Genomic DNA, 21,096 nt, shown 5'->3' on the forward strand with positions numbered 1-21,096 from the left:
GGGCAACAAAGGAGAAGCTGTATGCAAGTCAATATCAGTGGACAGCATGTAGAAGTCACCCAACCGCTGCGCGAGTACGTCGAACAGAAACTGAAGCGGCTGGAAGGACACTTTGACAAGATCACCAACGTAACGGTGATCATGAAGGTCGAGAAACTGCAGCAGAAAATTGAAGCGACGCTGTTTATTCCCGGCGGCGAAGTGGTTGCAAATGCCGAACACTCAGACATGTATGCAGCGATCGACGCCTTGACCGACAAGCTCGACCGCCAACTGAAAAAACACAAGGAAAAACAGCAAAGCCTGCTGCAAGGTGCAGCGGCCCGCTGATCCCCCTCATCCATGATCCGACTTGAAACCATCCTGACCCCCGGCCGTTCCCTGGTGAACGTGCCGGGTGGCAGTAAAAAGCGCGTACTCCAGGAAATCGCCACGCTGATCAACCGGGAAGCCCCGGACCTGGAGATGCAAGACGTTTTTGAAAGCCTGGTTGCCCGGGAGAAACTCGGGTCGACTGGTTTTGGTAATGGCATTGCCATTCCACATTGCCGCCTCAAAGGCTGCTCATCCCCCATCAGCGCCCTGATGCACCTGGATGCACCGATCGACTTCGACGCCATCGATGGCGCCCCGGTCGATTTGCTGTTTGTCCTGCTGGTTCCAGAAGCGGCCACCGATGCGCACCTTGAGCTTTTGCGCCAAATTGCCAGCATGCTTGACCAAAAGGTCGTGCGTGACCGGCTGCGTGCCGCCGATAGCAGTGAAGCCCTGTACCAGGTTGTACTGGACGCACAAAACGGGCTTTAAACTATGCGCCTAATTATCGTCAGTGGCCGATCCGGCTCCGGCAAGAGCACCGCCCTCGCAGTTCTGGAGGACAACGGTTACTACTGCATCGATAACTTGCCGGCAGGGCTGCTTCCGCAATTGGCGGAAAATGCCCTGATCAACACCGAGCTGATGCAGCCCAAAGTGGCGGTATCGATCGATGCCCGCAACCTGCCCAGCCACCTGACACGCTTCCCCGAGCTGCTTGAAGATGCACGCAGTCGGCATATCCAGTGCGATGTACTGTACCTGGACGCCGATGAAGACACCCTGCTCAAGCGTTTTTCCGAAACCCGCAGACGTCACCCACTGACCAACGCCAATCGCTCGCTGGCCGAAGCGATCCGGGTCGAGAGTGACTTGTTGGGGCCGATTGCCGACCTTGCCGACCTGAAAATCGACACCACCAACCTGAACCTGTATCAGTTGCGTGACTCGATCAAACTGCGTCTGCTGAACCAGCCGGAGCCCGGTACTGCGTTTCTGGTCGAGTCGTTCGGCTTCAAGCGCGGCATGCCGGTCGATGCCGACCTGGTGTTCGATGTGCGCTGCCTGCCCAACCCGTATTGGAAACCGGAGCTGCGTGAGCATTCCGGCCTGGAGCAGCCAGTGATCGAGTACCTGGCCGCCCAGCCCGATGTCGAGGAAATGTTCCAGGACATCTCCAGTTACCTGCTCAAGTGGTTGCCGCGCTTCGCCGCCAGTAACCGCGCGTATGTCACCATTGCCATTGGCTGTACCGGTGGTCACCACCGTTCGGTGTACCTCACCGAGCGCCTGGGCCAGTTGCTGCAGCAATCTCTGAAGAACGTCCAGGTTCGCCACCGCGACCTCTAGCCCACAGGACCACCGCCGCGATGCCCGCTCGTGAAATCACCATCATCAACAAGCTGGGGCTGCACGCCCGGGCTGCGGCAAAGTTTGTCGGCGTGGCCGGACGCTTCCCCTGTGCAGTGCGTATCGGTCGTGCGCCAGAAAAAATGATCGACGGCAAGAGCATCATGGCGGTGATGATGCTCGCCGCCGGTAAAGGCACCCAGGTGCACCTGCACACTGAGGGTGAAGAAGAAGACGCAGCACTCGATGCGCTGGTCGAACTGATCAACAACTACTTTGACGAGGGCGAGTAACCGCCCTCGCTTCGCCTCACGCCATCGCCGTATCCATCACCATCATCAAACAGAAGCCAATGCACAGCCCCAGGCTCGCCAGGCGATGATGGCCATTGCTGCGTGATTCAGGAATGATTTCCTGAGTCACCACCAGCAACATCGCGCCCGCCGCACAGGCTAGCCCTAACGGCAGCAACAACTCGGCCACCGTCACCAGCCAGGCGCAGATCACTGCCGCCAACGGCTCGACCAACCCGGACGCCGCACCAATGGCAAACGCCTTGAAGCGCGCCATCCCGGCCCCAGCCAGCACCAGCGCAATGACCAGGCCTTCGGGTACATCCTGCAAGGCGATGCCCATCGCCAGGCTATCGGCATCCGGCATGCCACCGCCCGCCGACACGCCAATGGCCATGCCTTCGGGAATGTTGTGGGCAATGATGGCGATCACGAACACCCAGATCCGTGCAGCGATCACCGGCTGCTGCGTACTGCCCACCAAGGCCTCAGGTGAGGCGCCGGATACTTTTAGATCGACCAGGTAAAGGCAGAAGGCGCCAAGCAGCAGACCGAAACTGATCAGTCCCCCAGCGCCCCATTTCCCCAGGCCAATTGCGGCGGCAGCATCCAGCCCCGGAATGATCAGGGAAAATGCAGTGGCCGCCAGCATTACCCCGGCACCAAAACCTAGCAAGGTATCGGCCAAGGCTACCGGCATGCTCCGGATCACCAGCACCGGCACCGCGCCCAATGCCGTTCCCAGCGCGCACAAGGCACCGCCTTCAAGCGCACGCATCATCCGCGGCTCAAGGTCTAGCCAGGCAAACCCTTTTGCCACCAGCAAGGCACAGCCGACCAGTAGCAACAAGGTCCCCAGCGCCAGGCGAAACAGGCGCACACTACCAATGGACATCACATCCGAGCGCATACCGGTTCGACTCACACGAGGGCGGCGGTGTAGCGACGCTCTACTTCGGACCAGTCGATCACGTTGTAGAAGGCGCTGATGTATTCAGGACGGCGGTTCTGGTACAGCAGGTAGTAAGCGTGTTCCCACACGTCCAGCCCCAGAATCGGCGTGTTGCCGTTCATCAACGGGCTGTCCTGGTTGCCACTGCTTTCCACCACCAGTTTCTTCTCCGGGGTAACGCTGAGCCAGGCCCAGCCGCTGCCGAAGCGGGTGAGTGCAGCCTTGGTAAACGCCTCCTTGAAGGCATCGAAGCCACCCAATTGCTCATCAATCGCCTTGGCGACCGAGCCTTGGGGCTCACCACCGCCCTGAGGCGACATGACCGTCCAGAACAGCGAATGGTTGGCATGGCCGCCACCCTGGTTGATCACTGCGGCCTGCAGGTTCTGCGGCAGTTGTTTGACTGCGGCCACCAGTTGCTCGACCGGCCATTTTTCCCATTCGGTGCCCTCAAGCGCTGCATTGAGGTTATTGATGTAGGTCTGGTGGTGCTTGCTGTGGTGAATCTGCATGGTCTGGGTGTCGATGTGCGGTTCCAGCGCATTGTAGGCGTAAGGCAATGCAGGCAAGGTATGAGGCATTATCAGTGGATTCCGTAATGATGAGCTGAAGACCCTGCGCGTTCCTGACCGGCGATAACCACCGGCTGAGGGCCATGGCGATGGAGCAGGCGCTCAGTACGCGGGTACTGGCCGTACTCACTGATGAAATTCAGTAATTCGGTGTAGGTCTTGCTGCTGTGGCGCAGCGCCGCTTCGCGCAGCGCTGGCGCCAGCCGAGGGTCCTGCATGGCTTGCAACAACCGCTGGTGGATGGCGCAGAGGTACTCTGCGCTCTCCTGCGGCTGGTTCAAACGCAAGTGCAGGTCGGCCAGGTTGTGATGTGCAATCACACACACCGCCACCGCTTCGTCGGCGTCATGCCAGCGCTCGAACAACACCTGGGCCAAGGCCAGGGCCTGGAGATACAACTCGCGGGCATCGACCAGTTCGCCTTGATCGAACAGGCGATTGGCAATTTCGGTGGTGCGTTTCCAGTGCTGCATGACAAACCTCCAGTGCGGTATCAGATACCGCCAGCCGTGAGCTTTTCCGGGTCGAGCAGCACTTCCAGCTGGCTGCGTGGCAGATCGGTGTGCTCCAGGGCCACCTCAATGATCGGACGCCCCTGCTTGTAGGCGGTCTTGGCGATCTCCGCAGCTTTCTGGTAGCCGATGATCGGGTTCAGGGCGGTGACCAGGATCGGGTTACGCGCCAAGGCTTCTTTCAGCTTGGGCTCGTTGACCTTGAAGCTGGCAATCGCTTTGTCGGCGAGCAGGCGGCTGACATTGGCCATCAACTCGATGCTGCTGAGCAGGTTCTGGGCAATGATCGGTAGCATCACATTGAGCTCGAAGTTGCCCGACTGCCCGGCCACGGCGATGGTGGCGTCGTTGCCGATAACCTGAGCGGCGACCATGGCGGTGGCTTCCGGAATCACCGGGTTGACCTTGCCAGGCATGATCGACGAACCGGGCTGCAAGCCTTCCAATTCAATCTCTCCCAGGCCTGCCAGCGGTCCGGAGTTCATCCAGCGCAGGTCGTTGGCGATCTTCATCAGCGCTACCGCCGTGGTTTTCAGCTGACCCGACAGGGCAACCGCAGTGTCCTGCGAGCCGATCAGGGCGAACAGGTTCTGCCCCGGGGTGAACGGCACCTTGGTCAGCGCAGAGAGCTGCTGGCTGAATCGTCCGGCAAACTCAGGATGAGCGTTGATACCGGTACCCACGGCAGTGCCGCCCTGGGCCAGTGCCTGCAGCGCCGGCAAAGTCGACTCCAGGTGCGCGATGGCGCCCCTGATTTGCGCCGCCCAGCCGCCGAGCACCTGGCTCATGCGCACCGGCATGGCATCCATCAAGTGGGTACGGCCGGTCTTGATGAAGGGGTGAACCTCTACCGCCTTGCGCTCGATGACCTGCACCAGGTGCTTGAGCGCTGGCAGCAGCTGCTCATGCAACGCCAGCGCCGCACTCACGTGGATCGTGGTGGGGATAATGTCGTTGCTGCTTTGCCCACAGTTGACGTGATCGTTCGGGTTGACCGTGTCGCCGAGGATCCGGCTGGCCAGGGTGGCGATGACTTCGTTGGCGTTCATGTTCGAACTGGTGCCCGAACCGGTCTGGTAGATGTCCACCGGGAAGTGCTGGATGAAGTCACCGGCCAGCAATTGTTCAACCGCCTTGACGATGGCAGTGCCCTGCCCTTCGTCCAGTTGCTGCAGTTCGATGTTGGCTTTGGCCGCAGCGGCCTTGGCCAGCAGCAGCGCCCGAATGAACTGGGTTGGCATACGCTGCTGGCTGATCGGGAAGTTGTTCACCGCGCGCTGGGTTTGAGCGCCATACAGGGCCTCGGCCGGCACCTGCAGTTCACCCATGCTGTCACGCTCGATACGGGTATTACTCATCATCAAGTCCTTGCATCAGTTCAGCGAAAGAAATGGAAGGCAGCAGCGTGCAGTTGGCCAATTGCAGGGCAAATGGCTGCCAACGCTGGCCGTGCTCACCACCGTCGAGCTTGCGTAGCTGCAACAGTGGCTTCCAGGCCTGGTCCAGGCACAGGCAGCGCCAATGCCAAGGCAGCATTTGGTCGCAAGCGGTGTCCAGAAGCAGGCGGAATGAAGTCAGGGCGACGGTCCAGGCAGAGGTATCGGTGCAACACACCAGATAACGACCTTCGGCCAGGTAGTGATCGATCAAGCGCGGCTCGTCCGGCTCCATCGCGCAACGGATGCGGCGGCTGAGCCAGCGCCAGTTTTCGAGGTAGGGCAATTCGTGAAGGACGGATTTCATGAACATCATCGCCTAGATAATGATATTCATTATTAATTGATAATCAGAATCAGTTCAAGGATGCAAAAGCAGAAAAACAAAAAGCCCGACACAAGGCCGGGCTTCTCTGATGTTGCCTGTAGGTGGGGGCTAATTGCTGTAGGAGCGGGCTTGCCCCGCGATAGCGGTCTGTCAGCCCCATCGCCTCGCGGGGCAAGCCCGCTCCCACAGGTGGAGCAAGACAGTTGCTCCCACAGAGGATCTAGCTGCCAGCCACGGTCATGCGTTCGATCAGTACCGAGCCAGTATGGATGTTGCTACGGGTTTCCAGATCATTACCGATCGCGACAATTTGCTGGAACATGTCTTTCATATTGCCGGCAATCGTGACTTCCTGAACGGCAAACTGAATCTCGCCGTTCTCCACCCAGTAACCCGCCGCGCCGCGTGAATAGTCACCGGTGACCATGTTCAATCCATGCCCCATCAGTTCGGTCACCAGCAGCCCACGCCCCATGCGCCGAATCAGCGCTGCCTGATCTTCAACGCCATGGGTGACGAACAGGTTGTGCACACCACCGGCGTTGGCGGTGCTCGGCAGGCCGAGTTTACGTCCGGAATAAGTACCCAGCACGTAGGAGACCAGCTCACCTTTCTCGACGAACGGTTTGGCGTAGGTCGCCAGGCCATCGCCGTCGAACGCCGAACTGCCCAGGGCACGCATCAAGTGTGGCCGCTCATCCAGGGTCAGCCAGCTGGGGAACAGGCGCTGGCCCATGGCGCCATCGAGGAACGATGACTTGCGGTACAGGTTGCCGCCAGAAATCGCCGACAGGAAACTGCCAAACAAGCCCCCAGCCAGCTCGGCGGAGAACAACACCGGCACCTCGCAGGTCGGTACCGGACGCGCACCCAGGCGGCTGGCAGCCCGCTGCGCTGCGCGCTGGCCAATGCTGCGTGGATCGGCCAGCAATTCACCCTGGCGATTGACGTCATACCAGTAGTCCCGCTGCATCTGCCCGTCGGCTTCGGCAATCATCACGCAGCTCAGGCTGTGGCGGGTCGAGGCATAGCCACCGATAAAACCGTTGCTGTTGCCATACACACGGCAACCCTGGTGGGTATTGAGCGTGGTGCCGTCGGCATTTTTGATCCGCGCATCGGTATCGAATGCGGCCGCTTCGCAGGCCAGCGCTTTCTCAATAGCCTGCTCCGGGGTGATGTCCCAATTGTGATACAGGTCGAAGTCCGGCAGATCACGCGCCATCAAGGCTGGATCGGCAAGGCCGGCGCAATCGTCCTCGGAGGTGTGCTTGGCAATCGCCAATGCCGCCGCGACCGTTTCGCGAATCGCCTCGCTGCCGCTGGCCGAAGTGCTGGCCGAGCCTTTGCGCTGGCCGACGTACAGGGTGATGCCAAAACCCTGGTCACGGTTGAACTCCACGGTTTCCACTTCACGCTGACGCACCGAAGTCGACAACCCCTGCTCCAGCGACACCGCCACTTCACAGGCGCTGGCCCCCTGGCGCTTGGCTTCGGCAATGATCTGCTCAACCTGCTCCTGCAACGCTGGCAGGGCCTGTGGACCTACGCTCTGGACTGAACTCATGGTTTTCTCCACTCAAATTCTGCGTTCGGCACGGGTCAATCTACGACCGGGCCGGACAAGCGGCCCCCGACTGGTTATCATGGCGGCGATTCTCAGCGGACTGCCCCCATGGTTGATTCTTACGACACCGCCTTCGAAGGCGAAAAAAGCAAAACCCAGATCAAGCGCGAAATGCAGGCGTTGGTCGAGATGGGCGAGCGCCTTACCACGCTCAAGCCCGACACCCTGGCCAAACTGCCTCTGACCGACGAGCTGCGCGCGGCCCTCGAAGAGCACAAGCGGCACACGGCGAACGAGGCTAAACGCCGTCATCGCTCGTTCATCGGCAAGCTGATGCGCGACCAGGACATCGACGCGATCAATGCACTGCTTGAGCAACTCGATGCCTCCTCTCGCCAGTACAACGAGCGCTTCCACGGCCTTGAACGCTGGCGCGACCGGCTGATCGACGGCACCGATGAAGTCCTGGAGAAGTTCGTCCAGGAATACCCGGAAGCCGACCGCCAGCAACTGCGCTCGTTGATCCGCCAGGCCCAGCATGAGCTGAAAACCAACAAGCCGCCTAGCGCCAGCCGCAAGATCTTCAAGTACATTCGCACCCTGGACGAGGTTCAACGCGGCCTGCGTTGAGCCCCGCGACCGGGCAGGCGCCCTGCCCGCCCGGTTTCATCCTCATGCGCCCGTGCCACCCACGGTAATCGCATCGATCTTCAGGGTTGGCTGGCCAACGCCAACCGGCACCGACTGACCATCCTTGCCACACGTCCCCACACCACTGTCCAGCGACAGGTCGTTGCCGACCATCGACACCCGGCTCATGGCTTCGGGACCATTGCCAATCAGGGTCGCGCCTTTGACCGGTGCAGTGATTTTGCCGTCTTCGATCAGATAGGCTTCGCTGGTCGAGAAGACAAACTTGCCACTGGTGATATCCACCTGACCGCCGCCAAGGTTGGCGCAGTAGATGCCGCGCTTGACCGATTTGATGATTTCTTCAGGGTCGCTTTCGCCTGCGCGCATGTAGGTATTGGTCATGCGCGGCATGGGCAAGTGGGCATAGGACTCACGGCGACCGTTACCGGTGACTGCCATGCCCATCAGGCGGGCATTGAGTTTGTCCTGCATGTAGCCTTTGAGGATGCCGTTCTCGATCAGCGTGGTGCATTCGGTGGGGGTACCTTCGTCGTCCACGCTCAGCGAGCCACGACGGCCTTCCAGGGTACCGTCGTCGACAATGGTGCACAGGCTCGACGCCACTTTCTCACCCATATGGCCGCTGTAGGCCGAGCTGCCCTTGCGGTTGAAGTCGCCTTCCAGGCCGTGCCCCACGGCTTCATGCAGCAGCACGCCAGACCAGCCGGACCCCAGCACCACTGGCAGGGTGCCCGCTGGCGCCGGAATTGCCTCCAGGTTGACCAGGGCCTGACGCAGGGCTTCACGGGCAAAGCCCATCACCCGCTCGTCGGTGAAATAGCGATAGTCGGTACGCCCGCCACCGCCATGACCGCCACGCTCACGCCGGCCGTTCTGCTCAACGATCACACTGACGTTGAAGCGCACCAGCGGACGCACATCGGCTGCCAGGCTACCGTCGGCGGCGGCGATCAGGATGCGCTCCCAGACCCCGGCCATGCTCACGGTGACTTGCTGAATCCGTGGGTCCAGGGCGCGGGTAGCGGCATCAACACGCTTGAGCAGCTCGACCTTCTCGGCGCGGCTGATCACTTCCAGCGGGTTGTCGGTGCCATACAGTTGGACCACGTCCTGGCTTTTGAAGGCCTGCACAGTGCCGTTCTGCCCAGCGCGGGAAATCGAGCGCGCGGCACGCGCCGCCGATGTCAGCGCTTCGAGGTTGATCGCGTTGCTGTAGGCGAAACCGGTTTTCTCACCGGACTGGGCACGTACACCCACGCCTTGGTCGAGGTTGAAGCTGCCTTCTTTGACGATGCCGTCTTCAAGCGCCCAGGATTCGGAAATCTGCCCTTGGAAATACAGGTCGGCAGCATCGATACCCGGTCCGGCCAACTCTCCCAGCACTGACTGCAGGCTATCGAGGGTCAGCCCTCCCGGCGCCAGCAAGTGCTCGCTGACAGTGGATAACATCTCGCTCATAGTCACTCCGAGGTGTGCGCAGGCCGCAAGGCGTCCTGCGAGAAAAAGCGCCGGTGCAAGGCCACCGGCATCCGCGCCCGAATGGACGCCTGTTCGCTGCTGTCGCGTTCGGCCAGCAGCACGGCCTCGCCGCAGTCCTGTTCGGCGACGATACGCCCCCAGGGATCGACGATTGCCGCATGTCCATAGGTTTCCCGTGGCCCCGGGTGTGTACCGCCCTGGGCGGCGGCCAGCACGTAGCACTGGGTTTCGATTGCCCGCGCACGAATCAGCACATGCCAATGCGCCGCCCCGGTCACTGCGGTGAATGCCGCCGGAGCAGTGATCACTTCGGCGCCGGCGGCGCGCAAGGCGCTGTACAGTTCAGGAAAGCGCAAGTCATAACATACGCTCAAACCCAGCCGCCCGATTGGGGTGTCTGCCACCACCACCTGGCTGCCGTGGGCATAATCGTCAGACTCCCGATAACGGCCGCGGTTGTCGGCAACATCGACATCGAACAGGTGCAGCTTGTCGTAGCGCGCAACCGTCTCGCCATGCTCGTCAATCAGCAGCGAACAGGCGTGCGACTTGGCGTCGGCAAGCCCTTCGGGCGGCAACGGCAGCGTGCCGGCCACCACCCATAACTTGAGGTCGCGGGCAGTCTGTTTCAACCACGGCAGGATCGGCCCCTGGCCCAAGACTTCGGCACGGCCGATGGCAGCACTGTCGCGCCGCCCCATGGCAGCAAAATTCTCTGGCAACACCGCCAGCCGCGCACCGCCCTCTGCCGCCTGTTCGAGCAGGCGCCGCGCCTGCTCCAGGTTGGCCAGGATATCGCTCTGACTGACCATCTGAATGACTGCTGCCTTCATGCACGCTCCTGACATTACTTGTCGAACGGTTTTACAAAGCTGATTTTAGGCTCTTTCACCGGCCCTTCGACGCGATAATGCACACTGGCATAACGCGCCACCCGGTCACCGAGGAGGCGATCGACCAGAAACAGTGCACCACCGACGGCCGGCGCGCCGACAATCAGCGCGGCCAGCGGCAGGTTGTTGGATATCGGCAAGCTCACTTGCAAGTTGGCATCGACGCGGTCGCGCACCATGTCCAACGTACCATCAAGCTCAAAGTTGCTCGACGGCCCGGTGACGGTGATCGGCTCGCGGGTAACATACACACCTTCGCTGGCCACCAGCAGGCCTTTGACCCGGTCATAGCTCAGGCCTTTGTCGAACAGGTCGGAAAAGTCCAGGCGCAAACGGCGGCCAATCGAGTTGAAGTTGAGCAAGCCAAACACCCGCAGGGCCTGAGCGCCGCCTTCGACCTCGACAAACTGGCCTTGGCGCAAGGCCGCATCGAGACTGCCGGAAAGCCGGGCCAGGCTCACCCAGGCGGGCGATCCAGGCCAGCGGGCATCGGCATCCAGACGAAAATCGCGACTGGTGACGGTAGGAGCAAAATTCCACGCCTTGAGCACGTCAGCCAGGTTCTTGCCTTCGAGGCGCCCTTTGTACCAACTGCTACTGGCGCCCGGAGCGCCTTCCCAGGCGCCGCTGCCGTCGATCTGCAGGCCCTTGAGGTTGAGGTCCAGGTCGTTGAGGGTGATGCCTTTGGCACTGGAGCGCACTTTCACTGCTGCGCTGCCGAGCAGGTCATCGCCACGAAACAGCTTGTCGACGTTCAGGTCAATCGACGGAATCTTGCGCGGATCGATGGCCGCCATCGGGTCGGGGGCGTTAGGGACGGTGACCTCGGCGGGATCCTGCGGCGGCAGGTGTAAGGTCTGCAGGTTCACCACCAGCGGTGCACCTTTGGCGTCCGGCATACGAGCGTTGCCGATGACTTCCTTGCTGTCCAGGCGCAACGACCAGTTGTTCGGATTGCGCACCAGACGTACCACCGCCTGGTTCAGTTCAAGGCCGGCAGCCTTGAGGCGGCCGATGCTCAGGTCAACGCCGCGTAACAGCTGACGGGCACTGCCGCTCGGGTCATTACCGGTCATACCGTCCATTTGTTGCTGCCAGGGCGCCAAGTCCAGCTCTGGCAAACTGCCACGCACCTGCACACCCTGCGCACTCGGCAACTGCGCGCTGCCACTGCCGAACACCAGCTCGCCACGTCCCTGATCCAGCTTGTCCATGGGGGCGGCATACAGCGCGTTAGCCACATTGGCATAGCTGAAATTGAAGCGCCGCTCAGGCCCTTGCAAGGACATGCCGAACTGACTGTCGCGGGTTTCATCGGCACTTTTGCCGAACGGCGCTGGCAGGTTGATGGCCAGGCCCTTGAGGCTGGAGTCAACCTTGAGCTGATTGTCACGGCTACCCAGGTTGAGCTGCAGTTGATAGGGAATTTCCCCGGCCAATGGCAGCGCCTGCTTGACCTGCAACCATTGGGTCAGCGCCGACAGGGCCACCTGCCCTTTGGCCTGAACACGCGTTTGCAGCTCACCAGGTTTACCTTCGGCAAAAATCTGTGCGGTGATGGGTTTGTCGAAGACCCGGGCGCTGATGTTCTGTCCGCTGAGCCCTTTGCCGTAATCAAAACGGAAAGCGCCCTTGAGCTGCTTGAGCTCAAGCTCCGGGGCAGCAATTTTCAGGCGTGCGTCGCTGGTATCGAAATCCACCACTACTTGCGGTTGCTGGCCTTTAGCCAAAGGCACGTCGAGTTTGAGTTTGCCTTTGAGTTTGCCTTGACCTTCCCAGCCAGCGAACAGCGCGGCAGTGCCAATTGGTGCTTCCTGGAGGATTTTCAAGCCGTCGCCCAGGCCACCGTCGAATGCGCCGTCCAGGTACATATGGCTGTGCTCACCGCTGGCGACATGCGGAATATTGACCCGCACATCGCTGACCTGGGTGTCGAGCAACTGCCCGCGGCTGGCGTTTACCCGTACCCCGTCGTCGTCGATGAACACCTCACCGTTCACCTGCTGCACTTGCGGCCAGCCAGGCTGGAAGTCGAGCGCGGCGTCATGCACCTTGAAGAACAGGCTGATGCTGCGTGCCTGCTCGGCAGCGCCATGGTTGAGCGAGCCCTGATACTGGAAGTAGCCTTCATCGACCGCGCCCTTGAGAATGGCGGTACGCAGCCATTCGTCGAGCGCCGGGCTCAACACCTCGGGCAAGTACTTGGCGGTGTAGCGGCCATCGCCTTCGACCAGGCCGACACGCAAGTCCATGTAGTCTTCACGCGTTTCATCGAACAACAGGCGAATGAGGAAGTCGCCGGCAATCTTGCCCTCTTCGCCCAGGACTTTCAGGTAGGGGGCGATGAGCGTGAAACCTTCCTGGTCCAGGCGCCAGGTCAGGCGTGCGTTGGCTTTCTGGTAATTCCAGGGTTTGGCGAAGATCGGGTACAGGTGCAGCATGAACGCGTCGGTATCCAGACGCAGTTCACCGTGCCCGAGGTCGCCGCTGATGCTGCCGCTGACGTTCCCCGCCGCTGGCGCACCGTGGTAGGCACTAAAGCCGACCCGTTCGAGATTGGCGGCAAAGCTCAGGCGCTGGTCGCCGGTCGCTTTTGGGCGGATATCCAGCTGGACATTGCGCAGCAGGCCTTTGACGTTCAGCCCCTCAACCACCGCCATTACATTGTCTGGCAGTGGCGCCAAGGATTCGATCAGGGGTGTCAGCGGCGTCAAGTCGAGACGATCCGCCTGGATTTTCCAGGTTTCTTCGCTGGTTTCAGTGGCGGCGCTCTGATTGAGCTGCAGGTGCGACTCCCAGCGGGTCTTGCCCAGGCTCATGGCAAGCGAGTCGAGCTGCACATCAAAGCCCTGGGTCTGACGCTGGAACCAGGCGTTGACGGCGAGGTTCTCGATACTGGCCTGCTCACGGCCGGTATAAGCCCCGCGCAGCTGCGGAGCATTGAGGCGTACCACGGCGCTCTGCACCTGGCCCTTGCCCCAGTTCAACCAGAACTCACCACCGGCCTTGAGTTCCTTGGCCTGCCATTGCCCCAGCATGCGCGGCGGGAGCCAGCGCGCCCAATCGCTCTGTGGCAGGCTGAGGTAGGCTTCGATTTCAGCATCGCGCCAGTGCGCTGCGCGAATACGGCTGCGCAGGCTCAACGCCAGCGGCTGACCATCGGGCAAGGTCAGGCGGGCATCCAGACGCTGGCGTACGCTGCCGGTCTGCAAGCCGAGGTTCACATAAGTAAGGGTCAGCGGGTCGCGCTGGTAGGGCTCGAGGGTGATCTGGCTGTCGAGCACGGTGATCTTCGACACCGCCTGCATACGTTGCAGCACCTGCTGCGGGTCCAGCGGCTGATCATCGGTTTTCGGCAGTCCGTCCAAGCGCCAGGCGCCGTTTTCGTCCTCACGCAGGCTTAGCTGCAGGCCACCCACTTCCAGGTTTGCCAGGCGCAGCTGACGATCCATCAGGCTGGCCCACAGGTCCGGCACCACCTTGACCCCATCCAGGCGCAACGCGGTGACACCCTCGCCAACCTGAATATCGTTAATCGCCAGCACTGGCGCGAGGCCACTCCAGTGACCTTCCAGGCTGCCAATGTGCACAGGCATGCCCAAGGCCTGCTCGGCTTTGTCTTCGGCTTCGGCGCGGTACTCGGCCACCAGTGGCACCAGTTCTCGGCCAAGGCTGACATACAGCGCCACCAGTACCGCCAGCAAGGCGCAGATGCCCAGGCCCCAGCGGGTCATCGCGCCCAGAACGCGGATCAGACGCTCCATGGCAATGGCCCTCCGGATCGTGCCTTAACTATGGCCGCAACCGGGCGCTTTGCCAGCCCTTGCAACAGCCAGGTACCTTCAGACGTCAGAGCAGCACCACATCATATTGCTCCTGGGAGTACATGGATTCGACCTGAAAACGAATGGTGCGACCAATGAAGGTCTCAAGTTCAGCCACATTACCTGACTCTTCGTCCAACAGCCGATCGACCACTTTCTGGTTGGCCAGCACTCTATAGCCTTCAGCCTGATAGGCACGGGCTTCGCGGAGAATTTCGCGGAAAATCTCGTAACAAACTGTCTCTGGGGTTTTCAGCTTGCCGCGTCCCTGACAGCAAAGGCAGGGTTCGCACAGCACCTGCTCCAGGCTTTCGCGGGTGCGCTTGCGCGTCATCTGCACCAAGCCCAACTCGGTAATACCGATAATGTTGGTTTTGGCATGATCGCGCTCAAGCTGCTTTTCCAGGGTCCGCAACACCTGGCGCTGATGCTCTTCATCTTCCATGTCGATGAAGTCGATGATGATGATGCCGCCGATGTTGCGCAGACGCAGCTGCCGGGCAATCGCGGTAGCGGCTTCCAGGTTGGTCTTGAAAATGGTCTCTTCAAGATTGCGATGGCCGACGAAGGCACCGGTGTTGACGTCGATGGTAGTCATCGCTTCTGCCGGATCGACCACCAGGTAGCCGCCGGACTTGAGCGGCACCTTGCGGTCCAGCGCACGCTGGATCTCGTCTTCAACGCCATACAGGTCAAAAATCGGCCGCTCACCCGGGTAGTGCTCCAGGCGGTCAGCGATTTCTGGCATCAGTTCGCCGACAAACTGCGTGGTTTTCTGGAAGGTTTCCCGCGAGTCGATGCGGATCTTCTCGATTTTCGGGTTCACCAGATCGCGCAGGGTACGCAGGGCCAGGCCCAGGTCTTCATAGATTTCGGTAGGTGCGCCCACCGTTTTGATCTGCGCGCCAATCTGGTCCCAGAGCCTGCGCAGATAACGGATATCCATGAGGATTTCATCGGCACCGGCACCCTCGGCCGCCGTACGCAGAATAAAGCCGCCGGCGTTCTGGATGTTTTCCTGGGCAACGCAGTCGGTAACCACCTGCTTGAGGCGCTCACGCTCGGCTTCGTCTTCGATCTTCAGGGAGATGCCGACATGGCTGGTGCGTGGCATGTACACCAAGTACCGCGAAGGGATCGACAGCTGAGTGGTCAGCCGCGCGCCTTTGGAACCGATCGGGTCTTTGGTGACCTGCACCACCAGGCTTTGCCCTTCATGCACCAGGGCACTGATGCTTTCGACCGACGAGCCTTCACGCTGGGAGATTTCCGACGCGTGAATGAAGGCCGCTCGATCCAGGCCAATGTCCACGAATGCCGCCTGCATCCCTGGCAATACGCGAACCACTTTACCCTTGTAAATGTTGCCGACAATGCCACGCCGCTGAGTGCGCTCTACATGCACTTCCTGAAGAACACCGTTCTCCACCACCGCCACGCGTGATTCCATCGGTGTGATATTGATCAGAATCTCTTCACTCATGGCCGGCTCTCGTCAAAGGACTTCAGTAATGATGGATCGCCCGCGGGCGGCTGGCTAGCAGCGTGCTGTACCTCGATTAACGGGCCGACGCCAATTGCCAGCAAGGGACGGCAAATTGCGCCAGCAACTCAGCGGTTTCATTCAGCGGCAAGCCCACCACCGCGGAGTAGCTGCCTTCGATGCGTTGTACGAACACCGCACCCAACCCTTGGATCGCGTAGGCACCGGCCTTGTCCAACGGCTCGCCGCTCGCCCAGTAGGCCTGTGCCTGTGTGCTCGAAATCGGGCCGAAACGCACGTCGCTAGTCACACATACGCTAAGGCAGCGCTGTTGATCCGCCACGGCAACGGCCGTGAGCACTTGATGTTCACGACCCGAGAGCGCCGCCAGCATGTCCAGGGCATCGTCGCGATCGACAGGTTTTCCGAGAATCCGCCCATCGAGCACCACGGCGGTGTCTGCACCCAGTATCGCTACCCGGGTGGCGACATCAGGCGCTAACGCCGCCAGGCCGGCACTGGCCTTGGCCCGGGCCAGACGCTCGACATAAGCGGGTGCAGCCTCGCCCGGCAACGGGGTTTCATCGACCGCGGCGCTGAGGGTGGTGAAGGGAACGCCGATCTGGGTCAGCAGTTCCCGACGGCGGGGTGAAGCAGAGGCCAGGTACAACGGGGTCATCGTGACTTCTCCCTGTCAACGTCGGGTAGCGGGCTTAGTTGATGCTAAGGCGTAAACGCAGCCCACGCAGGGCGAAACTGATCCACGGCCAGAGCAACGCACTGATGACTGCCGACCAGATCAGCGCCAGGGTCGGCAGGCGGTTGCCCGTCAGGGCACTCAGCCACAGCTGCACCAGCTGGGCCAATCCGAATATCACCAGGATGACCAGGCTTTGCTGCCACATCGGGAACATCCGCAGGCGTTGTTGCAAGGTCAGCACCAGGAAGGTGATCAGGGTCAGGACCAGAGCGTTCTGCCCCAGCAACGTGCCGTACAACACGTCTTCGGCCAGGCCCAGGATAAAGGCTGTGGTCATACCGACCTTGTGCGGCAAGGCCAAGGTCCAGAAGGCCAGCAGCAAGGCCAGCCACATCGGCCGGAAGACTTCCATGAATTGCGGCAACGGCGAAACGCTGAGCAGCAGGCCCAACAGGAATGTCAGCCAGACCACCCAGCCGTTTCGGCTGCGAGTACTCACCATCAGTGTCTCTCCCGGGAAGGGGTCGGGGCAGCGCCGCTGGCCGCAGCCGGGGCAGGCGCTGGCGTACTCACCGGTGTTGCAGGTGCAGCAGCGGGCGCCGTGGCTGGCGTAACTGGCGTGGCTGCAGCGGCTCCGGGAGCCGGGGCTGCTGCACCTGGCGCTGTGGCCTCGGTGCTGCCCGGCAGGCCCTGGCGGTCAGCCGCTTCCTGAGCCATGGCGGCATCAGTGGCACGCTGCTCGGGGGTACGGCTGTCGGTGAACACCAGCAACAGGTAGCGGCTGCGGTTCAGCGCTGCGGTGGGGATTGCCCGTACGATCGCGAACGGTTGACCGGAGTCGTGGATCACTTCTTTGACCGTGGCTACCGGATAGCCCGCCGGGAAACGTTGGCCCAAGCCAGAGCTGACCAACAGGTCGCCTTCCTTGATGTCTGCGGTGTCCGCCACATGGCGCAACTCCAGACGCTCAGGGTTACCGGTACCGCTGGCAATCGCCCGCAAACCGTTACGGTTGACCTGCACCGGAATGCTATGGGTGGTATCGGTCAGCAACAGAACCCGTGCGGTGTAAGGCATCAGTTCGACCACCTGTCCCATCAGCCCGCGGGCATCGAGCACCGGCTGGCCAAGCACCACGCCATCACGCTCGCCCTTGTTGATGAGGATACGGTGGGTGAACGGGTTGGGATCAACGCCGATCAGCTCGGCGACTTCGACCTTCTCGTTGACCAGTGCCGACGAATTGAGCAACTCGCGCAGGCGCACGTTCTGCTCGGTCAGGGCGGCCAGTTTCTGCACACGCCCTTGCATCAGCAAGGCTTCGGTCTTGAGTTTTTCGTTCTCGGCGATCAGCTCGGTGCGGCTGCCAAACTGGCTGGCAACACCCTGCCACAGACTCTGTGGGAAGTCGGTGATGTGATAGGACTCCATCAGCACCAGTCCCATCTGGCTACGCACCGGTTTGAGCAGGGTAAAGCGCGCATCGACCACCATCAGGGTGATCGCCAGCACAACCAGCACGAGCACGCGCACACCCAGTGAAGGGCCCTTGGCGAAAAGCGGTTTAATAAGCCGCTCCTCGTGGACGACGATTCAAGAGGTCATTCATACGAACGCACCGGCCTGCTTAGGAATTGACGGAAAATTACGCCCACGCGGACGTAAGCCCAGCACATACAGGTAGCACTGTGAGCACTACCTGTAAACCGGGCGGCATGTGTACTGCGGCCAGCTTACTCGCTGGAAAGCAGGTCCATGGTGTGTTTGTCCATCATTTCCAGGGCGCGGCCACCGCCACGGGCAACACAGGTCAGCGGATCTTCGGCAACGATCACCGGCAAACCGGTTTCCTGGGCCAGCAGTTTGTCCAGGTCACGCAGCAGCGCGCCGCCACCGGTCAATACCAGACCACGCTCGGCGATGTCCGAAGCCAGCTCGGGAGGCGATTGCTCCAGGGCGCTCTTGACCGCTTGCACGATAGTTGCCAGGGATTCCTGCAGCGCTTCGAGCACTTCGTTGGAATTGAGGGTGAAGGCACGTGGTACGCCCTCGGCCAGGTTACGGCCGCGGACATCGACTTCACGCACTTCGCCACCTGGGTAGGCGGTACCGATTTCCTGCTTGATGCGCTCGGCGGTGGATTCGCCGATCAGGCTGCCGTAGTTACGGCGCACGTAGGTCACGATCGCTTCGTCGAAGCGGTCACCACCGACACGTACGGATTCGGCATACACCACACCGTTCAGGGAGATCAGTGCAATTTCGGTGGTACCACCACCAATATCGACGACCATCGAACCGCGCGCTTCCTCGACCGGCAGGCCGGCACCGATGGCGGCAGCCATTGGTTCTTCGATCAGGAACACTTCGCGGGCACCGGCGCCCAGCGCCGATTCACGGATGGCACGACGCTCAACCTGCGTCGACTTGCACGGTACGCAGATCAGCACACGTGGGCTTGGCTGCAGGAAGCTGTTCTCGTGGACCTTGTTGATGAAGTACTGCAGCATTTTTTCGCAAACGCTGAAGTCGGCGATCACGCCATCTTTCATCGGACGAATGGCAGCAATGTTGCCGGGCGTACGGCCCAGCATGCGCTTGGCTTCGGTACCGACCGCGACGACACTTTTCTGGTTGCCGTGAGTACGAATGGCCACAACCGAGGGCTCATTCAGGACGATACCGCGCTCACGCACGTAAATAAGGGTGTTGGCAGTGCCCAGGTCGATAGATAGATCGCTGGAAAACATGCCACGCAGTTTCTTGAACATGGGAAAGTGACCCTAGGCAACGCGTGGGTAAAAAAGTGCGGCAAACTCTAACAACGGCGGGGATTTTGGGCAAGGCGCCAATATGTTAAATTGGCAGTTTTTCCGAGCAAGCCAGCACACGATCGCGGCCTTATGACCGTAAATCTGCCAGCATGTTCCTCATCGCGGACCAATTCCGTTTGTTCCCCCAGGAGATCCCCATGGCGCTTGAACGCTGCGACGTGGAAAAGATCGCTCACCTGGCCCGCCTGGGCCTGAATGAAGCCGATCTGCCACGCACTACCGATGCCCTGAACAGTATTCTGGGGCTGGTCGACCAGATGCAAGCCGTCGACACCACTGGTATCGAGCCGTTGGCTCACCCGCTGGAAGCCAGTCAGCGCTTGCGTGCCGACATTGTTACAGAAAGCAACCATCGTGACAGCTACCAAGCCATTGCTCCGGCGACGGAAGGTGGTCTGTACCTGGTTCCGAAAGTCATCGAGTAAGGGAATAGAGCCTGCCATGCATCAATTGACCCTGGCCGAGATCGCCCGCGGACTCGCCGACAAGTCGTTTTCCTCCGAAGAGCTGACCCGCACCCTGCTGGCGCGGATCAACCAGCTCGACCCGCAACTGAACAGCTTCATCAGCGTCACCGAAGAGCTGGCCATCGGCCAGGCCCGCGCCGCCGACGCCCGTCGCGCCGCCGGTGAAAGCGGTGCCCTGCTGGGCGCGCCGATTGCCCACAAAGACCTGTTCTGCACCCAGGGCGTACGCACCAGCTGCGGCTCGAAGATGCTCGACAACTTCAAGGCGCCCTACGACGCCACCGTCGTCAGCAAGCTCGCCGAAGCCGGCGCGGTGTCGCTGGGCAAGACCAACATGGACGAGTTCGCCATGGGGTCGGCCAACGAGTCGAGCTACTACGGCGCCGTGAAAAACCCATGGAACCTTGAACACGTACCCGGCGGTTCCTCCGGCGGTTCGGCGGCAGCCGTTGCCGCACGCCTGCTGCCGGGTGCCACCGGCACCGACACCGGCGGCTCGATTCGCCAGCCTGCAGCACTGACCAACCTCACCGGCCTGAAACCGACGTACGGTCGTGTTTCGCGCTGGGGCATGATCGCTTACGCCTCCAGCCTCGACCAGGGCGGCCCGATGGCCCGCACCGCCGAAGACTGCGCGCTGATGCTACAAGCCATGGCCGGTTTCGATGCCAAGGACTCCACCAGCATCGACGAGCCAGTCCCGAATTACAGCGCCAGCCTCAACGGCTCGCTCGAAGGCCTGCGCATCGGCCTGCCGAAGGAATACTTCGGCGCCGGTCTTGACCCACGCATTGCCGACCTGGTCCAGGCCAGCGTCAAAGAGCTGGAAAAGCTCGGTGCCGTGGTCAAGGAAATCAGCCTGCCAAACATGCAGCACGCAATTCCTGCGTACTACGTGATCGCCCCGGCCGAAGCCTCGTCCAACCTGTCGCGTTTCGACGGTGTGCGTTTCGGCTACCGCTGCGAGAACCCGGCTGACCTTACCGACCTGTACAAGCGCTCGCGTGGCGAAGGCTTCGGTGCCGAAGTGCAACGGCGCATCATGGTCGGCGCCTACGCCCTCTCGGCCGGCTACTACGACGCCTACTACCTGCAGGCGCAGAAAATCCGCCGCCTGATCAAGAACGACTTCATGGCCGCCTTCAACGACGTCGACGTGATTCTCGGCCCAACCACGCCAAACCTGGCCTGGAAGATCGGCGCCAAGAACAACGATCCGGTCGCTGCGTACCTGGAAGACGTCTACACCATTACCGCCAACCTGGCCGGCCTGCCGGGCCTGTCGATGCCGGCCGGTTTTGTCGACGGTCTGCCGGTTGGCGTGCAGTTGCTCGCCCCGTACTTCCAGGAAGGCCGCCTGCTCAACGTCGCGCACCGCTATCAGCAAGTGACTGATTGGCACACTCGCGCACCTAACGGCTTCTGAGGGACCATCAC

General features: G+C 61.2%; 21 protein-coding genes. 7 read left to right on the forward strand and 14 right to left on the reverse strand.

The genetic code is table 11. The annotated features are described in order from the left end of the window. The first annotated feature begins 21 nt into the window (after nucleotides 1-21). From hpf to ACVWSC_RS23500, 4 genes are read left to right on the forward strand one after another with little or no spacing between them, the layout of a single operon-like run. Complete coding sequence (gene hpf, locus ACVWSC_RS23485; RefSeq protein WP_133217063.1) at nucleotides 22-330, forward strand: ribosome hibernation-promoting factor, HPF/YfiA family; 309 nt, start codon at nucleotides 22-24, stop codon at nucleotides 328-330. A 12-nt stretch (nucleotides 331-342) separates the two neighbouring features. Further along, the gene (ptsN, locus tag ACVWSC_RS23490) at nucleotides 343-807 is read left to right on the forward strand and encodes a PTS IIA-like nitrogen regulatory protein PtsN (protein WP_442109430.1); all 465 of its coding nucleotides are present in this window, start codon (nucleotides 343-345) and stop codon (nucleotides 805-807) included. A 3-nt stretch (nucleotides 808-810) separates the two neighbouring features. After that, a complete protein-coding gene (gene rapZ, locus ACVWSC_RS23495; RefSeq protein ID WP_442109431.1) occupies nucleotides 811-1,665 on the forward strand; it encodes an RNase adapter RapZ in 855 nt (284 codons plus the stop codon). A 20-nt stretch (nucleotides 1,666-1,685) separates the two neighbouring features. Further along, nucleotides 1,686-1,958, forward strand: coding sequence for an HPr family phosphocarrier protein (locus ACVWSC_RS23500; RefSeq protein ID WP_442109432.1), 273 nt, complete (start codon nucleotides 1,686-1,688; stop codon nucleotides 1,956-1,958). Nucleotides 1,959-1,974: 16 nt separating this feature from the next. Here ACVWSC_RS23500 and ACVWSC_RS23505 read toward each other — a convergent pair whose 3' ends face one another. The 6 genes from ACVWSC_RS23505 to pmbA form a co-directional block, all read right to left on the reverse strand. Then, nucleotides 1,975-2,868 (reverse strand): ZIP family metal transporter, encoded by an 894-nt coding sequence (locus tag ACVWSC_RS23505; RefSeq protein ID WP_442109433.1) that lies wholly within the window; start codon nucleotides 2,866-2,868, stop codon nucleotides 1,975-1,977. An 11-nt stretch (nucleotides 2,869-2,879) separates the two neighbouring features. Beyond that, nucleotides 2,880-3,491: a superoxide dismutase gene (locus tag ACVWSC_RS23510; RefSeq protein ID WP_442109434.1), complete on the reverse strand. Its 612-nt coding sequence runs from the start codon at nucleotides 3,489-3,491 to the stop codon at nucleotides 2,880-2,882. A gap of 2 nt (nucleotides 3,492-3,493) precedes the next feature. Next, a complete protein-coding gene (locus ACVWSC_RS23515) occupies nucleotides 3,494-3,955 on the reverse strand; it encodes a hypothetical protein (RefSeq protein ID WP_442109435.1) in 462 nt (153 codons plus the stop codon). Between the two features lie 20 nt (nucleotides 3,956-3,975). After that, nucleotides 3,976-5,352 (reverse strand): class II fumarate hydratase FumC, encoded by a 1,377-nt coding sequence (fumC, locus tag ACVWSC_RS23520; protein ID WP_442109436.1) that lies wholly within the window; start codon nucleotides 5,350-5,352, stop codon nucleotides 3,976-3,978. Then, complete coding sequence (locus ACVWSC_RS23525) at nucleotides 5,345-5,746, reverse strand: FagA protein (protein WP_442109437.1); 402 nt, start codon at nucleotides 5,744-5,746, stop codon at nucleotides 5,345-5,347. Before ACVWSC_RS23525 ends, fumC begins: the two co-directional genes overlap by 8 nt. A 232-nt stretch (nucleotides 5,747-5,978) precedes the next feature. Beyond that, the gene (gene pmbA, locus ACVWSC_RS23530; protein ID WP_442109438.1) at nucleotides 5,979-7,325 is read right to left on the reverse strand and encodes a metalloprotease PmbA; all 1,347 of its coding nucleotides are present in this window, start codon (nucleotides 7,323-7,325) and stop codon (nucleotides 5,979-5,981) included. Nucleotides 7,326-7,433: 108 nt separating this feature from the next. Here pmbA and yjgA point away from each other — a divergent pair, with 108 nt between their 5' ends. Next, the gene (gene yjgA / locus ACVWSC_RS23535) at nucleotides 7,434-7,955 is read left to right on the forward strand and encodes a ribosome biogenesis factor YjgA (RefSeq protein WP_442109439.1); all 522 of its coding nucleotides are present in this window, start codon (nucleotides 7,434-7,436) and stop codon (nucleotides 7,953-7,955) included. Nucleotides 7,956-7,997: 42 nt separating this feature from the next. Here yjgA and tldD read toward each other — a convergent pair whose 3' ends face one another. From tldD to mreB, 8 genes are all read right to left on the reverse strand, one after another. After that, nucleotides 7,998-9,437: a metalloprotease TldD gene (tldD, locus tag ACVWSC_RS23540; RefSeq protein ID WP_442109440.1), complete on the reverse strand. Its 1,440-nt coding sequence runs from the start codon at nucleotides 9,435-9,437 to the stop codon at nucleotides 7,998-8,000. Nucleotides 9,438-9,439: 2 nt separating this feature from the next. Next, a complete protein-coding gene (locus ACVWSC_RS23545; protein ID WP_442109441.1) occupies nucleotides 9,440-10,291 on the reverse strand; it encodes a carbon-nitrogen hydrolase family protein in 852 nt (283 codons plus the stop codon). A gap of 14 nt (nucleotides 10,292-10,305) precedes the next feature. Further along, nucleotides 10,306-14,115, reverse strand: a complete 3,810-nt coding sequence (locus ACVWSC_RS23550; RefSeq protein ID WP_442109442.1) for a YhdP family protein — start codon at nucleotides 14,113-14,115, stop codon at nucleotides 10,306-10,308. 85 nt (nucleotides 14,116-14,200) lie between these two features. Continuing rightward, nucleotides 14,201-15,658, reverse strand: a complete 1,458-nt coding sequence (gene rng / locus ACVWSC_RS23555; RefSeq protein ID WP_442109443.1) for a ribonuclease G — start codon at nucleotides 15,656-15,658, stop codon at nucleotides 14,201-14,203. 76 nt (nucleotides 15,659-15,734) lie between these two features. Continuing rightward, a complete protein-coding gene (locus tag ACVWSC_RS23560; protein WP_442109444.1) occupies nucleotides 15,735-16,337 on the reverse strand; it encodes a Maf family protein in 603 nt (200 codons plus the stop codon). Nucleotides 16,338-16,371: 34 nt separating this feature from the next. After that, nucleotides 16,372-16,860 carry a rod shape-determining protein MreD gene (gene mreD, locus ACVWSC_RS23565; RefSeq protein WP_442109445.1) on the reverse strand — a complete coding sequence of 163 codons (489 nt, stop codon included), beginning with the start codon at nucleotides 16,858-16,860 and terminating at the stop codon, nucleotides 16,372-16,374. After that, nucleotides 16,860-17,891 (reverse strand): rod shape-determining protein MreC, encoded by a 1,032-nt coding sequence (mreC, locus tag ACVWSC_RS23570; protein ID WP_442109446.1) that lies wholly within the window; start codon nucleotides 17,889-17,891, stop codon nucleotides 16,860-16,862. Before mreC ends, mreD begins: the two co-directional genes overlap by 1 nt. Before the next feature lie 200 nt (nucleotides 17,892-18,091). Next, entirely contained in the window at nucleotides 18,092-19,129 is a 1,038-nt protein-coding gene (gene mreB, locus ACVWSC_RS23575; protein WP_008371426.1) for a rod shape-determining protein MreB, read from the reverse strand. Between the two features lie 200 nt (nucleotides 19,130-19,329). Between mreB and gatC the strand changes: the two genes are divergently transcribed. Together gatC and gatA are read left to right on the forward strand one after the other, a co-directional pair. Then, nucleotides 19,330-19,617: an Asp-tRNA(Asn)/Glu-tRNA(Gln) amidotransferase subunit GatC gene (gene gatC / locus ACVWSC_RS23580; protein WP_133216665.1), complete on the forward strand. Its 288-nt coding sequence runs from the start codon at nucleotides 19,330-19,332 to the stop codon at nucleotides 19,615-19,617. A gap of 16 nt (nucleotides 19,618-19,633) precedes the next feature. Next, nucleotides 19,634-21,085 carry an Asp-tRNA(Asn)/Glu-tRNA(Gln) amidotransferase subunit GatA gene (gene gatA / locus ACVWSC_RS23585; RefSeq protein ID WP_442109447.1) on the forward strand — a complete coding sequence of 484 codons (1,452 nt, stop codon included), beginning with the start codon at nucleotides 19,634-19,636 and terminating at the stop codon, nucleotides 21,083-21,085. The last annotated feature ends 11 nt before the right edge of the window (nucleotides 21,086-21,096 follow it).

This window comes from Pseudomonas sp. NUPR-002, from assembly GCF_056322725.1.

Excerpts from the sequence above, each read along its gene's own strand:
- hpf (WP_133217063.1), top strand. The coding sequence starts at position 22 with ATGCAAGTCAATATCAGTGGACAGCATGTAGAAGTCACCCAACCGCTG.
- ptsN (WP_442109430.1), top strand. The coding sequence starts at position 343 with ATGATCCGACTTGAAACCATCCTGACCCCCGGCCGTTCCCTGGTGAAC.
- rapZ (WP_442109431.1), top strand. The coding sequence starts at position 811 with ATGCGCCTAATTATCGTCAGTGGCCGATCCGGCTCCGGCAAGAGCACC.
- ACVWSC_RS23500 (WP_442109432.1), top strand. The coding sequence starts at position 1,686 with ATGCCCGCTCGTGAAATCACCATCATCAACAAGCTGGGGCTGCACGCC.
- ACVWSC_RS23505 (WP_442109433.1), bottom strand. The coding sequence starts at position 2,868 with ATGCGCTCGGATGTGATGTCCATTGGTAGTGTGCGCCTGTTTCGCCTG.
- ACVWSC_RS23510 (WP_442109434.1), bottom strand. The coding sequence starts at position 3,491 with ATGCCTCATACCTTGCCTGCATTGCCTTACGCCTACAATGCGCTGGAA.
- ACVWSC_RS23515 (WP_442109435.1), bottom strand. The coding sequence starts at position 3,955 with ATGCAGCACTGGAAACGCACCACCGAAATTGCCAATCGCCTGTTCGAT.
- fumC (WP_442109436.1), bottom strand. The coding sequence starts at position 5,352 with ATGAGTAATACCCGTATCGAGCGTGACAGCATGGGTGAACTGCAGGTG.
- ACVWSC_RS23525 (WP_442109437.1), bottom strand. The coding sequence starts at position 5,746 with ATGATGTTCATGAAATCCGTCCTTCACGAATTGCCCTACCTCGAAAAC.
- pmbA (WP_442109438.1), bottom strand. The coding sequence starts at position 7,325 with ATGAGTTCAGTCCAGAGCGTAGGTCCACAGGCCCTGCCAGCGTTGCAG.
- yjgA (WP_442109439.1), top strand. The coding sequence starts at position 7,434 with ATGGTTGATTCTTACGACACCGCCTTCGAAGGCGAAAAAAGCAAAACC.
- tldD (WP_442109440.1), bottom strand. The coding sequence starts at position 9,437 with ATGAGCGAGATGTTATCCACTGTCAGCGAGCACTTGCTGGCGCCGGGA.
- ACVWSC_RS23545 (WP_442109441.1), bottom strand. The coding sequence starts at position 10,291 with ATGAAGGCAGCAGTCATTCAGATGGTCAGTCAGAGCGATATCCTGGCC.
- ACVWSC_RS23550 (WP_442109442.1), bottom strand. The coding sequence starts at position 14,115 with ATGGAGCGTCTGATCCGCGTTCTGGGCGCGATGACCCGCTGGGGCCTG.
- rng (WP_442109443.1), bottom strand. The coding sequence starts at position 15,658 with ATGAGTGAAGAGATTCTGATCAATATCACACCGATGGAATCACGCGTG.
- ACVWSC_RS23560 (WP_442109444.1), bottom strand. The coding sequence starts at position 16,337 with ATGACCCCGTTGTACCTGGCCTCTGCTTCACCCCGCCGTCGGGAACTG.
- mreD (WP_442109445.1), bottom strand. The coding sequence starts at position 16,860 with ATGGTGAGTACTCGCAGCCGAAACGGCTGGGTGGTCTGGCTGACATTC.
- mreB (WP_008371426.1), bottom strand. The coding sequence starts at position 19,129 with ATGTTCAAGAAACTGCGTGGCATGTTTTCCAGCGATCTATCTATCGAC.
- gatC (WP_133216665.1), top strand. The coding sequence starts at position 19,330 with ATGGCGCTTGAACGCTGCGACGTGGAAAAGATCGCTCACCTGGCCCGC.
- gatA (WP_442109447.1), top strand. The coding sequence starts at position 19,634 with ATGCATCAATTGACCCTGGCCGAGATCGCCCGCGGACTCGCCGACAAG.